Source organism: Streptomyces sp. NBC_00224, assembly GCF_041435195.1.
Lineage (GTDB): Bacteria > Actinomycetota > Actinomycetes > Streptomycetales > Streptomycetaceae > Streptomyces.
Genome location: NZ_CP108106.1, coordinates 3,439,088 through 3,451,784, shown reverse-complemented (window position 1 = coordinate 3,451,784; position 12,697 = coordinate 3,439,088). Strand labels below are relative to the sequence as shown.

Here is a 12,697-nt window from a genome sequence, read left to right as displayed (position 1 = left end):
GGTGCGCAATGTGAGAACCGATCGGGAGCCGCACCGTGGGGTCCATTCCAACGCAGCGGGAGAGCGTGAACCGCCCACTCCGCCCGGCGCCTTCCCCCGACGCGGCGGAGCGCGGGACCGGGTCCGCCGCCCGCACCAGCCTGCCCGGCAACCCGCACGCGCCGTCCGCCGCCCGCCACTTCGTGCGGGCCGCGCTCGCCGACTGGACGGGCCAGGGGGCGCCCGGCGCCGTCCGGCTCGACGAGCGGGCCGCCGACGACGCGGCGATACTCGTCAACGAGCTGGTTACCAACGCCGTGGTGCACGCCGGCACCACCGTCGACCTGGTCTGCCGCCTGGAGCCGCCCGCCGGGGACGAGCCGGGCGCGGTGGTCATCGAGGTCTCCGACCACCACCCCTCCAGGGTCGTACGCAACGAGCCGCGCGGGGCGCGCGAGCCGGGCTCGCCGGAGTACGGGCGGGGGCTGCACCTGGTGGCGGCGCTCGCGGAGTGCTGGGGGATCACCTACCGCCCCGGACTGAAGACGGTGTGGGCGCGGCTGCTCCTCGACACGGACGACTCCCGCCCCGACGGGGACCCGGGCGCCGAAGCGCGGCTCCAACGCGGCCTGCGCGCCGCCGAGATACTGGCCACCCCGCCGCGCGGCGCCCCCTCCGGGCAGGACCGCGACTGGGTGAACCGGGGAGCCCTCTCCTTCCTGGCGGAGGCGTCCGACCTGCTGGCGGGCCAGTTCGACGAGGACATGATCGCGGCGCTCGCCGGACAGCTCCTGGTGCCCCGGCTCTGCGACTGGTGCGCGATCTGGCTCGGCCCGGAGGCCGGCGGCCCGGCCGGCGAGCCCCGGCTCGCCCGGGTGTGGCACGCCCGCGAGTCCGGGATCGATGAGCTGCGGGCGGTCCTGGAGAAGGAGCCGCCGCGGCTGCCGGAGTCCGCGCGCGGCGGGCCGGTCCCGATGCCGTGGCCGGGCCCGGAGCACGGCGACGACGGGGCGGCGCTCGCGTACCGGATGGTGGCGGGCGGCCGGGCCGTCGGCGTGCTCATGCTGGGGCGGGCCGGGATGACGCGCATCCCCGACGAGGTCACGGGCCTTGTCGAGGACTTCGTGCGCCGGGTGGCGCTGGCGATCGGCGCCGCGCGGCAGTACACCCGCCAGGTCACCATCAGCCGGGTGCTCCAGCGCGGGCTGCTGCCCGCGAGCGTCGCGGAGATCCCGGGCGTCGACAGCGCGCTGGTCTACCAGCCCAGCGGCGAGGGCGTGGCGGGCGGCGACTTCTACGACCTGTTCCCCGGCGCCGACGGCCGCTGGTGCTTCGCCCTCGGCGACGTCCAGGGCAGCGGCCCCGAGGCGGCCGTCGTCACCGGCCTGGTCCGGCCCTGGCTGCGGCTGCTCGCCCGCGAGGGGTACGCGGTGCACGACGTGCTCGACCGCCTCAACAAGCTGCTCGTCGACGACGGGGTCGAGGCGGCGGAGGCGGCCGCGCGGATGGTCGCGGCGGCCGGCGGCCGCGAGGTGACCGAGGGGCCGCAGGCACGCTTCCTCTCCCTGCTGTACGGGGAGCTGGTGCCGGTCCCGCCGGAGCAGGGCGGCGGCGTCCTGTGCACCCTGGCGAGCGCCGGGCACCCGCTGCCGCTGCTGCTGCGGCCCGAGGGGTCGGTGCGGGCGGCGGCGGTGCCGCAGGTGCTGATCGGAGTGGTGGAGGGCGCGGCGTACGAGAGCGAGAGCTTCCGGCTGATGCCCGGGGACACCCTGCTGTGCGTCACGGACGGGGTGACCGAGCGCCGCTCGGGAAGGCAGATGTTCGACGACGGCGACGGGCTCGCGGCGGTGCTCGCGGGGTGCGTGGGGATGACGGCGACGGGGGTGGCGGAGAGCGTCAAGCGGGCGGTGTACGCGTTCGGCACGACGCCGCCGGAGGACGACCTGGCGCTGCTGGTACTCCAGGCGCGGTGACCTCGGGCGGTCGGCCGGACCCGGGGGCGCGCGGCGTGCGGTGAGGCCGGACCCGGGGCGCGCGGGCGTGCGGTGAGAGGGCGCTCCCCGGTGGCGGACAATGGGGGCATGCCTTCCGTACTGCCCGATGGTGAGCCCATGCCCGAGGACGGGGCGCTGCCCGGTTCCGCCCTGGAGGGCGCGGGGGAGCGGCCGCTCGGCTTCTACCTGCACGTTCCCTACTGCGCCACGCGCTGCGGGTACTGCGACTTCAACACCTACACCGCCACCGAGCTGCGCGGCTCCGGCGGCGTCCTGGCGTCCCGGGACAACTACGCCGCCACCCTGATCGACGAGGTCCGCCTCGCCCGGAAGGTGCTCGGGGACGACCCCCGCCCGGTCCGCACGGTCTTCGTGGGCGGCGGCACCCCGACCCTGCTCCCGGCGGCCGACCTGGTCCGCATGCTGTCGGCCGTACGCGAGGAGTTCGGCCTGGCGGACGACGCCGAGGTGACGACGGAGGCGAACCCCGAGTCGGTGGACCGGGCGTACCTGGAGGAGCTGAGGGCGGGCGGCTTCAACCGCGTCTCCTTCGGCATGCAGAGCGCGAAGCAGCACGTCCTGAAGATCCTGGACCGTACGCACACGCCGGGGCGCCCCGAGGCGTGCGTCGCGGAGGCGCGGGCGGCGGGCTTCGACCACGTCAACCTGGACCTGATCTACGGGACGCCGGGGGAGACGGACGAGGACTGGCGGGAGTCGCTGGCGGCGGCGGTCGGGGCGGGCCCCGACCACATCTCCGCCTACGCCCTGATCGTCGAGGAAGGCACCCAGCTGGCGCGCCGGATCCGCCGGGGCGAGGTCCCGATGACGGACGACGACGTCCACGCGGACCGCTATCTGATCGCGGACTCGGTCCTGGCGGAGGCGGGCTTCCACTGGTACGAGGTGTCCAACTGGGCCACCACGGAGGCGGGCCGCTGCCTCCACAACGAGCTGTACTGGCGGGGCGCGGACTGGTGGGGCGCGGGGCCGGGAGCCCACTCCCACGTGGGCGGGGTCCGCTGGTGGAACGTGAAGCATCCGGGGGCGTATGCGGCGGCGCTGGCGGGCGGGCGCACGCCGGGCGCGGGCCGCGAGGTCCTGTCCTCCGGGGACCGTCGCGTGGAGCGCATCCTCCTGGAGCTCCGCCTCCGCGACGGCTGCGCCCTGTCCCTCCTGCACCCGGCGGGCCTCGCGGCATCGCGCCGAGCCCTGTCGGACGGGCTGCTGGAGCCGGGGCCGTACGGGGAGGGACGGGCGGTGCTGACGTTGCGGGGGAGGTTGTTGGCGGACGGGGTGGTGCGGGATTTGGTGGACTGAGTTTTTCTGCCCTGGGCGGGCGGCCGGGGGCTGCGCCCCTGGACACCGTGTTCGTCTGCGGGCCGGTGGGGGCTGGTCGCGCAGTTCCCCGCGCCCCTGAAATGCTCGGCTTCGCCCTCGCCGTCGCCCGTACCCCCTAGGGGCGCGGGGAACTGCGCGACCAGCCCAGCACGGTCCGCAGGCGAACCGAGGGTCTGGGGCGCAGCCCCGGGAGAGCCACCTCTACGTGGGGTCCGTGACGAAGTCGATCAGTTCCTCCACCCGGCCCAGCAGCTCCGGCTCCAGGTCCCGGTAGGAGTGGACCCCGGACAGGATCCGCTGCCACGCCGCCCCCGTGTTGGGGGGCCACCCAAGGGCCCGGCACACCCCCGTCTTCCAGTCCTCCCCCCGCCGCACCACCGGCCACGCCCGGATCCCCACCGACGCCGGCTTCACCGCCTCCCACACGTCGATGTACGGGTGCCCGGCCACCAGCACGTGCGAGCCCGTGACCGCCGCCGCGATCCGGGACTCCTTGGAGCCGGGGACCAGGTGGTCGACCAGGACGCCCAGGCGCGCGTCGGGGCCGGGCGCGAAGTCCGCGACGATGGCGGGGAGGTCGTCGATGCCCGAGAGGTATTCGACGACGACCCCCTCGATCCGGAGGTCGTCGCCCCAGACCTTTTCCACCAGTTCCGCGTCGTGGCGGCCCTCCACGTAGATGCGCCCGGCGCGTGCGACCCGCGCCCGAGCCCCCGGCACTGCCACGGAGCCCGAGGCGGTGCGCGCCGGGCGCGAGGGGGAGGGCGCGGGCGGGCGTACCAGCGTGACCACCTTCCCCTCCAGCAGGAACCCCCGGGCCTCCATCGGGAACACGCGCTGTTTGCCGAAGCGGTCCTCCAGCGTCACCGTCCCCGCCTCACAGCGGAGCACCGCCCCGCAGAACCCGGTCGTCACCTCCTCGACGACCAGGTCGAGCTCGGCGGGCACCTCGGGGGCCGGGGTCCCCTTCTTCCAGGGCGGAGTCAGGTCCGGGCTGTAGCTGCGCATTCGGATGAGAATACGGGCGTTTCATGTGGCCATATGGGTGTACGCCGCTACGACACGCCGAATTCCGCCGCGAGTTGGGTCCGCTGCGCCCGTACGAACGCCGCGTCCACCACCGCCCCGTGCCCCGGCACGTACACCGCGTCCTCGCCGCCCAGGTCGAGCAGCCGGTCGAGCGCGGCGGGCCAGCGGGTGCGGACCGCGTCCGGGCCCGCCTGCGGCTCGCCGGACTCCTCGACCAGGTCGCCGCAGAAGACGATCTCGGGCGACCCCGGCGAGGCCGGGACCAGTACGGCCAGGTCGTGGCCGCTGTGGCCGGGGCCCACGTTCGCGAGCAGCACCTGCCGCCCGCCCAGCTCCAGCGTCCACTCGCCCGTCACGAAGTGGTGCGGGCGCACCAGCAGGTCCGCCGCCTCGGCGGCCTGTGCGGCCGGCACCCCGTGCGCGACCGCGTCGGTGCGCAGGGCGTCGCCGTCGAGGACCCGGTCGATGCCCACCGCCCCATACACCTCGGCCCCCGAGAACGCGGCCGTGCCGAGCACGTGGTCGAAGTGCGGATGGCTGAGTGCGATGTGCGTCACCCGGCGCCCGATCAGCGCCTGCGCCTGGGCGCGCAGCTCGGCGCCCTCGCGCAGGGTCGACCCCGTGTCGTACAGCAGGACCGCGTCGGTGCCGACGACCAGGCCGGCCGTCGCGTCCCACCCCGGAAGCCGGCGGCGGCCCACGCCGTCGCCAAGGCGTTCCCAGCCGAACTCTTCCCATCTGACGTCCATGACGTGACGCTATCCCGGGCGGTCGGGGACGGCGCCCGACCGCGCCGCTCCACCGCGCCGCGAGCGTCACGGGCGGCCGCCCTTGCTAGGGGTGTACCGGTCGGCCGTACACTGGCCGGGGGATTGCTGGCACTCGAACGCACAGAGTGCCAGGCAGAGAGCCTAGGGACGACAGCTGGAGGTGTGCGCGGTGCTCAGTGAACGCAGACTTGAGGTCCTGCGCGCCATCGTCCAGGACTATGTCGGGACCGAGGAGCCGGTCGGCTCGAAGGCCCTGACCGAGCGGCACGCGCTGGGCGTCTCCCCGGCGACCGTGCGCAACGACATGGCCGTACTGGAAGAGGAGGGCTTCATCGCCCAGCCTCACACCAGCGCCGGGCGCATTCCCACCGACAAGGGCTATCGGCTGTTCGTCGACCGGCTCGCGGGCGTCAAGCCGATGTCGTCGCCGGAGCGGCGGGCCATCCAGAACTTCCTGGACGGGGCCGTCGACCTCGACGACGTGGTGGCGCGGACCGTGCGGCTGCTCGCGCAGCTGACGCGGCAGGTCGCCGTCGTGCAGTACCCGTCGCTGACGCGGTCCACCGTGCGGCACGTGGAGCTGCTGTCGCTGGCCCCGGCCAGACTGATGCTGGTGCTCATCACGGACACCGGGCGGGTCGAGCAGCGGCTGGTCGACTGCCCGGCGCCGTTCGGCGAGACCTCGCTGGCGGATCTGCGGGCCCGGCTCAACAGCCGGGTGGTGGGGCGCCGCTTCGCGGACGTCCCGCAGCTGGTGCAGGATCTGCCGGAGTCCTTCGAGCCGGAGGACCGAGGAACCGTTTCGACGGTGCTCTCCACCCTGCTCGAAACCCTGGTCGAGGAGACCGAGGAGCGGCTGATGATCGGCGGCACCGCCAATCTCACCCGCTTCGGACACGACTTCCCCCTGACCATCAGGCCGGTGCTGGAGGCGCTGGAGGAGCAAGTGGTGCTCCTCAAGCTGCTCGGCGAGGCCAAGGAATCGGGCATGACCGTACGAATCGGGCATGAGAACGCCCATGAAGGGCTGAACTCCACGTCCGTCGTCTCGGTCGGCTACGGTTCGGGCGGCGAAGCCGTCGCAAAACTCGGCGTGGTCGGACCGACCCGCATGGATTACCCCGGAACGATGGGAGCGGTACGCGCAGTGGCACGTTACGTCGGACAGATCCTGGCGGAGTCGTAAGTGGCCACGGACTACTACGCCGTACTGGGCGTACGCCGCGACGCATCGCAGGACGAGATCAAGAAGGCGTTCCGGCGCCTGGCGCGTGAACTCCACCCGGATGTGAATCCGGACCCGAAGACGCAGGAGCGCTTCAAGGAGATCAACGCGGCCTACGAGGTCCTCTCGGACCCGCAGAAGAAGCAGATCCACGACCTCGGCGGCGACCCCCTGTCGTCCTCCGGCGGCGGTGGCGCGGGCGGCTTCGGCGCGGGCGGCTTCGGGAACTTCTCGGACATCATGGACGCGTTCTTCGGCAACGCGGCACAGCGCGGCCCGCGCTCGCGCACCCGCCGCGGCCAGGACGCCATGATCCGGCTGGAGATCGACCTCAACGAGGCGGCCTTCGGTACGACCAAGGAGATCCAGGTCGACACCGCCGTGGTGTGTACGACCTGCAGCGGCGAGGGCGCGGCCCCCGGCACCTCGGCGCAGACGTGTGACATGTGCCGCGGCCGCGGTGAGGTCTCCCAGGTGACCCGCTCCTTCCTCGGCCAGGTCATGACCTCCCGCCCCTGCCCCCAGTGCCAGGGCTTCGGGACCGTCGTGCCGACCCCGTGCCCGGAGTGCGCCGGTGACGGCCGCATCCGCTCGCGCCGCACGCTCACGGTCAAGATCCCGGCCGGTGTCGACAACGGCACCCGCATCCAGCTCGCGGGCGAGGGCGAGGTCGGCCCCGGCGGCGGCCCCGCCGGTGACCTGTACGTGGAGATCCACGAGCTGAACCACGACGTCTTCCAGCGCCGTGGCGACGATCTGCACTGCACCGTGACGCTGCCCATGACGGCCGCCTCGCTCGGCACCAAGGTGCCGCTGCAGACGCTGGACGGCATGGAGGAGGTGGACATCCGCCCGGGCACCCAGTCGGGCCAGTCCATCCCGCTGCACGGGCGCGGTGTGACGCATCTGCGCGGCGGCGGCCGGGGCGATCTGATCGTCCACGTCGAGGTCACCACGCCGAGCAAGCTGGACCCGCAACAGGAGGACCTGCTGCGCCAGCTGGCCAAGCTACGCGGCGAGGAGCGGCCGCTCGGCCAGTTCCAGCCGGGGCAGCAGGGTCTGTTCTCCCGCCTGAAGGACGCGTTCAACGGCCGCTGACGGATGCTTCCCGGGGGCTCGGCCCCCGGGACTCCGAGGCGATTCGGTGCCGGAGCGCACCCGTGGCACGATGCGGGCATGGCTTTGACCGATCTCTGCCGGTATCCGATCGTGCAGGCTCCCATGGCCGGTGGCGTCTCCGCCCCCGGTCTGGCCGCCGCGGTCTGCGAGGCCGGCGGACTCGGGTTCCTGGCCGCCGGCTACAAGACGGCCGACGGCATGTACCAGGAGATCAAGCAGCTGCGCGGGCTCACCGGGCGGCCGTTCGGGGTCAACCTGTTCATGCCGCAGCCGCCGCACACCGACCCGGCCGTCATCGAGGTGTACCGCAACCAGCTGGCGGGCGAGGCCACCTGGTACGAGACGCCGCTGGGCGACGCCGACTCCGGCGGCGACGACGGCTACGAGGCCAAGCTGGCGATACTGCGCGAGGACCCGGTCGCGGCCGTCTCCTTCACCTTCGGCTGCCCCGAGCGCGAGGTGCTCGGGGCGTTCGCCGCCCTCGGCACGTACACCGTCGTCACCGTGACCACCGCCGACGAGGCGGTCGCCGCGCAGGGCGCCGGGGCCGACGCCGTGTGCGTGCAGGGGATAGAGGCCGGCGGGCACCAGTCGACCCACCGCGACGACCCGCAGGCCGACGGATCCGGGATCGGGCTGCTGTCGCTGATCACCCAGGTCCGCGAGAGCGTGACGCTGCCGGTCATCGCGACCGGCGGGCTGATGCGCGGCGCCCAGATCGCGGCGGTGATCGCGGCGGGCGCGGACGCGGCACAGCTCGGCACGGCCTTCCTGGCCTCCCCCGAGTCCGGCGCGCACGCGCTGCACAAGCAGGCGCTGACCAACCCCCTCTTCGTCCGTACGGAGCTGACGCGGGCGTTCTCCGGACGCCCGGCCCGCGGGCTGGTCAACCGGTTCATGCGCGAGCACGGGCCGTACGCCCCGGCCGCCTATCCGGAGGTGCACCAGCTCACCGCCGGGCTGCGGCGGGCCGCCGCGGCGGCGGGCGACGCCCAGGGCATGGCGCTGTGGGCGGGGCAGGGGCACCGGCTGGCGCGGGAGCTGCCGGCCGGGCAGCTGGTGGAGGTCCTGGCGGCCGAACTGGACGCCGCGCTGGCCGCGTTGGCCGCCGCATCGAGAAACCGAAACACATGAGGAGTGCGTCATGACCGCCCCGGTCTTCGTCGTCGACCGTTTCCGCGAGTCCGGGCCGGGCGGCCGGTACGTACTGGACGGCCCCGAGGGGAGGCACGCCGTCTCCGTGAAGCGGCTCAGCCCCGGCGAGGACGTCATCCTGACCGACGGGCTCGGCAACTGGTCCGACTGCGTGGTCCTGGCGACCGAGGGCAAGGACCGCCTGATCGTCCAGCTCGACTCGCTGTCGTACGAGCCGGAGCCCGAACTCCGCATCACCGTCGTCCAGGCGCTGCCCAAGGGCGACCGGGGCGAGGTCGCGGTCGAGACGATGACCGAGACCGGCGTCGACGCCGTGGTGCCGTGGCAGGCCTCGCGGTGCATCACGCAGTGGAAGGGCGACCGGGGCGCCAAGTCCCTCGCCAAGTGGCGCGCCACGGCCCGGGAGGCGGGCAAGCAGTCGCGCCGGGTGCGGTTCCCGGAGGTACGGGACGCGATGACGACCAAGCAGGTTGTCGCGTTTTTGGCCACGGCTGATTTCGCCGCCGTGCTGCACGAGGACCGGGACGCCCCGAGCGAGTCGCTGGCCACCGCCGAGCTTCCCGAAAACGGGGAGATCGTCCTGGTGGTGGGCCCCGAAGGGGGCGTCTCCCCCGAGGAGTTGGCGGCTTTCGCGGCGGCGGGCGCCCAGCCGTACCGGCTCGGTCCGAGCGTTCTGCGCACCTCCACGGCGGGCACGGCGGCGGCCGCGCTGCTGATGGGGCGCACCGGCCGCTGGTCGTGACGTCGTAAAGCCGTCTACCGCGCCCGGCGCGGTGGTGGGACGCTGGCGCGTATGGGGGCAAGGAGATACGTAACGTTGCCGCTGCGCCACCGCCGCGCGCTCGCCGCGCTCGCTCTGGCCGGGGTGGCCGCCGTCGGGGCCGCGGCCTGCGACCCGGTCGGCGGCATGAGCGCGGTCACCGTCTCGGTGACCACCGACAAGGTCGCGACGAGCAAGCTGGAGCACGACGGCGTCAAGGTGCGGTACCTGACGTGTACGGCGAAGATCGACGGCGGTGGCACGTCGACCCGTACCCCGTCGGCCGGTTCGACCCGCACGGTCGCCACGGTCGACTGCCGGGGCCGCACCGACGACAACAAGAAGATCAACGTCACCGGCAAGGTGACGGAGGAGCGCGAGGACCGCTGTGTACGGGGCGACCTGACGGCGAAGGTCGCGGACCGCACGGTCTTCCACGCCAGTGTCCTGGGCGACTGCAACGCCCCGCTCCCCACCAGGAACACCCCCAGGCCCCCGGGCAAACCGGGCAGCCGACCGACGGTGACGGTCACGGTGACCGTGACGGAGTCGTTCAAGGGCAAGTGACGAACCGGGACGGATGAGTACGGGGCGAGTGCGGATCGGCGGGCCGACGTCAGTAGCATGCTGGTGACTGATCCACTGTTCCACCGCGACCGAGGAGCTCAGGACCGTGGCCGGAGAGCCGCAGGCGGACTGCCTGTTCTGCAAGATCGTCTCGGGGGACGTCCCGGCGACCGTCGTCCGGGAGACCGAGACCGTCGTGGCGTTCCGCGACATCAACCCCCAGGCGCCGACGCACATCCTTGTCATCCCCCGCGTCCACCACCCCGACGCCGCCTCGCTCGCCGCCGCCGAGCCGGCGATCGCCGCCGATCTGCTGCGCGAGGCCGGGGACATCGCCGCCGCCGAGAACGTCGACGGCAGCGGCTACCGGATCGTCTTCAACACCGGCACCGGCGCGGGCCAGACCGTCTTCCACGCGCACGCCCACCTGCTCGGCGGGCGCGGCCTGCAGTGGCCGCCGGGATAGTCGGACAGGACCGGTAACCGCACGTGTCCGTACGTGAATTGGTGGTGCTCGGCACCGCCAGCCAGGTCCCGACCCGGCACCGCAACCACAACGGCTATCTGCTGCGCTGGGACGGCGAGGGCATCCTCTTCGACCCTGGCGAGGGTACCCAGCGGCAGATGCTGCGGGCCGGCGTGGCCGCGCACGACATCGACCGGATCTGCGTCACGCACTTCCACGGCGACCACTCGCTGGGGCTCGCCGGGGTGATCCAGCGGATCAACCTCGACCGCGTGCCGCACCCGGTCACCGCGCACTACCCGGCGAGCGGGCAGCACTTCTTCGACCGGCTGCGGTATGCCACGGCCTACCGCGAGACGGTCGAGCTGGCCCAGGCGCCGGTCGACGGCGAGGGGGCGGTGCTGGCCGCGACCGACGCGTACACGCTCGAAGCGCGGCGGCTCTCGCACCCGGTGGAGTCGTACGGCTACCGGATCACCGAGCCGGACCGGCGCCGGATGCTGCCCGCGCTCCTCGCCGAGCACGGCATCGCCGGGCCGGACGTGGGCCGCCTCCAGCGCGAGGGCGCGCTCGGCGGGGTGACGCTCGACGACGTCAGCGAGACGCGGCGCGGGCAGCGGTTCGCCTTCGTCATGGACACCCGGCTCTGCGACGGTGTGCCCGCGCTGGCCGAGGGCTGCGACATGCTGGTCGTCGAGTCGACGTTCCTGGACGAGGACGTACGGCTGGCGGAGGACCACGGACATCTGACGGCGGGTCAGGCGGCCGGGGTCGCCCGGGACGCGGGGGTCCGCCACCTCGTCCTCACCCACTTCTCGCAGCGGTACGCGGACCCGGCGGCGTTCGAGCGGCAGGCGCGGGGGGCGGGGTTCGAGGGGGAGCTGACCATCGCGGCGGATCTGATGCGGGTGCCGCTGCCGAAACGTACGCCGTAGCGACCTTGCCGTAACCCCTTTCCTTGTTGCAGCCACTTTCAGGAAGCGCCACCATGCCCATCCCCAAAGCCGAACTCCACCTCCACATCGAAGGCACCCTCGAACCCGAGCTCGCCTTCGAACTCGCCGCGCGCAACGGTGTGCGGCTGCCGTACGCGGACACCGAGGAGCTGCGCAAGGCGTACCTCTTCGACGACCTGCAGTCCTTCCTCGACCTGTACTACTCGCTGATGGCGGTGCTGCGCACGGAGGACGACTTCGAGGCGCTGGCGGAGGCGTATCTGGCGCGGGCGGCGGCGCAGGGGGTGCGGCACGCGGAGATCTTCTTCGACCCGCAGGCGCACACCGCGCGCGGTGTGCCCATCGGGACCGTGGTGGAGGGGCTCGGCCGGGCCCTGGACCGCAGTGCGGCCCGCCACGGCATCACGACCCGGCTCATCCTCTGCTTCCTGCGCGACCAGTCGGCGGAGTCCGCTCTGGAGACGCTGGAGGCGGCGCGGCCGCATCTGCACCGGATCGTGGGCATCGGCCTCGACTCGGCGGAGGTCGGTCATCCGCCGGCGAAGTTCCGCGAGGTGTACGCGGTGGCGGACTCGCTGGGGCTGCGGAAGGTGGCGCACGCGGGGGAGGAGGGGCCGCCGTCGTACATCACCGAGGCGCTCGACGTGCTGGGGGTGGAGCGGGTGGACCACGGGCTGCGGGCCCTGGAGGACCCCTCGCTGGTCGCCCGCCTGGTCCGTGACCGCATCCCGCTGACGCTCTGCCCCCTCTCGAACGTCCGGCTGCGGGCCGTGTCCGTCCTGGAGGAGCATCCGTTGCGGCGGATGATGGACGCGGGGCTGATGTGCACGGTGAACTCCGACGATCCCGCGTACTTCGGGGGGTATGTGGGGGACACGTTCGATGCGGTGGGGGTGGCGCTGGGGCTGTCGTCGGAGGACTTCCGGACGCTCGCCCGGAACTCGTTCCTGGCGGCGTTCCTGGAGGGGGAGGAGGGGGTGCGGGAGGGGTACCTGGCGGAGGTCGAAGCGTACGAATTCCCCACCCCGCCCGTTCCCTAAACCCTCCGGGGGTGGGAGGGGGTGAAGGTGGTTTCCCGGGGGCTACGCCCCCGGACCCCGGGCGGGGCCTGCGGCCCCTGCACCCCGCTTCGGGGCTCCGCCCCGGACCCCGCTCCTCAAACGCCGGAGGGGCTGATTGGCCGCCCCCCATCCCCCTAAGGGGCGCGGGGAACTGCGCGCTCAGCCACAGCCGGGCCGCAGATGAACGCTGGGCCATGAAGGGGCGCGGGGAACTGCGCGCTCAGCCACAGCCGGGCCGCAGATGAACGCTGGGCCATGAAGGGGCGCGGGGAACT

General features: G+C 73.3%; 12 protein-coding genes. 10 read left to right on the top strand and 2 right to left on the bottom strand.

Features of this window, described 5'->3' with window-relative positions; genetic code table 11:
* The first annotated feature begins 65 nt into the window (after positions 1-65).
* Positions 66-1,952 carry a SpoIIE family protein phosphatase gene (locus OG965_RS15510; protein ID WP_371652664.1) on the top strand — a complete coding sequence of 629 codons (1,887 nt, stop codon included), beginning with the start codon at positions 66-68 and terminating at the stop codon, positions 1,950-1,952.
* A 108-nt stretch (positions 1,953-2,060) separates the two neighbouring features.
* Positions 2,061-3,293, top strand: coding sequence for a radical SAM family heme chaperone HemW (gene hemW, locus OG965_RS15505; protein WP_371652663.1), 1,233 nt, complete (start codon positions 2,061-2,063; stop codon positions 3,291-3,293).
* A gap of 222 nt (positions 3,294-3,515) precedes the next feature.
* Here the strand turns inward: hemW and OG965_RS15500 are convergent, their stop codons facing one another.
* Both OG965_RS15500 and OG965_RS15495 read right to left on the bottom strand, forming a co-directional pair.
* The gene (locus tag OG965_RS15500) at positions 3,516-4,322 is read right to left on the bottom strand and encodes a DUF3097 domain-containing protein (RefSeq protein WP_371652662.1); all 807 of its coding nucleotides are present in this window, start codon (positions 4,320-4,322) and stop codon (positions 3,516-3,518) included.
* 47 nt (positions 4,323-4,369) lie between these two features.
* Positions 4,370-5,092: an MBL fold metallo-hydrolase gene (locus OG965_RS15495; RefSeq protein ID WP_371652661.1), complete on the bottom strand. Its 723-nt coding sequence runs from the start codon at positions 5,090-5,092 to the stop codon at positions 4,370-4,372.
* Positions 5,093-5,282: 190 nt separating this feature from the next.
* Here OG965_RS15495 and hrcA point away from each other — a divergent pair, with 190 nt between their 5' ends.
* From hrcA to OG965_RS15455, 8 genes are all read left to right on the top strand, one after another.
* On the top strand, positions 5,283-6,299 hold the full coding sequence (gene hrcA / locus OG965_RS15490) for a heat-inducible transcriptional repressor HrcA (protein ID WP_067158868.1): 1,017 nt from the start codon (positions 5,283-5,285) through the stop codon (positions 6,297-6,299).
* Positions 6,300-7,436, top strand: a complete 1,137-nt coding sequence (dnaJ, locus tag OG965_RS15485) for a molecular chaperone DnaJ (protein ID WP_371652660.1) — start codon at positions 6,300-6,302, stop codon at positions 7,434-7,436. It begins immediately after the preceding gene.
* Between the two features lie 78 nt (positions 7,437-7,514).
* Positions 7,515-8,591: a nitronate monooxygenase gene (locus OG965_RS15480; protein WP_371652659.1), complete on the top strand. Its 1,077-nt coding sequence runs from the start codon at positions 7,515-7,517 to the stop codon at positions 8,589-8,591.
* A gap of 10 nt (positions 8,592-8,601) precedes the next feature.
* Positions 8,602-9,354 carry a 16S rRNA (uracil(1498)-N(3))-methyltransferase gene (locus OG965_RS15475; RefSeq protein WP_371652658.1) on the top strand — a complete coding sequence of 251 codons (753 nt, stop codon included), beginning with the start codon at positions 8,602-8,604 and terminating at the stop codon, positions 9,352-9,354.
* A 75-nt stretch (positions 9,355-9,429) separates the two neighbouring features.
* Positions 9,430-9,939, top strand: a complete 510-nt coding sequence (locus OG965_RS15470; protein WP_371652657.1) for a hypothetical protein — start codon at positions 9,430-9,432, stop codon at positions 9,937-9,939.
* 106 nt (positions 9,940-10,045) lie between these two features.
* Positions 10,046-10,405 (top strand): histidine triad nucleotide-binding protein, encoded by a 360-nt coding sequence (locus OG965_RS15465; RefSeq protein WP_371652656.1) that lies wholly within the window; start codon positions 10,046-10,048, stop codon positions 10,403-10,405.
* Positions 10,406-10,428: 23 nt separating this feature from the next.
* Positions 10,429-11,340 carry a ribonuclease Z gene (locus OG965_RS15460; RefSeq protein WP_371652655.1) on the top strand — a complete coding sequence of 304 codons (912 nt, stop codon included), beginning with the start codon at positions 10,429-10,431 and terminating at the stop codon, positions 11,338-11,340.
* 53 nt (positions 11,341-11,393) lie between these two features.
* The gene (locus tag OG965_RS15455) at positions 11,394-12,401 is read left to right on the top strand and encodes an adenosine deaminase (protein ID WP_371652654.1); all 1,008 of its coding nucleotides are present in this window, start codon (positions 11,394-11,396) and stop codon (positions 12,399-12,401) included.
* Positions 12,402-12,697 lie beyond the last annotated feature (296 nt).

Bases quoted from the DNA above. Each gene is read 5' to 3' on its own strand.
- OG965_RS15500 (WP_371652662.1), bottom strand. From the start codon at position 4,322: ATGCGCAGCTACAGCCCGGACCTGACTCCGCCCTGGAAGAAGGGGACC.
- OG965_RS15480 (WP_371652659.1), top strand. From the start codon at position 7,515: ATGGCTTTGACCGATCTCTGCCGGTATCCGATCGTGCAGGCTCCCATG.
- OG965_RS15475 (WP_371652658.1), top strand. From the start codon at position 8,602: ATGACCGCCCCGGTCTTCGTCGTCGACCGTTTCCGCGAGTCCGGGCCG.
- hemW (WP_371652663.1), top strand. From the start codon at position 2,061: ATGCCTTCCGTACTGCCCGATGGTGAGCCCATGCCCGAGGACGGGGCG.
- OG965_RS15455 (WP_371652654.1), top strand. From the start codon at position 11,394: ATGCCCATCCCCAAAGCCGAACTCCACCTCCACATCGAAGGCACCCTC.
- OG965_RS15495 (WP_371652661.1), bottom strand. From the start codon at position 5,092: ATGGACGTCAGATGGGAAGAGTTCGGCTGGGAACGCCTTGGCGACGGC.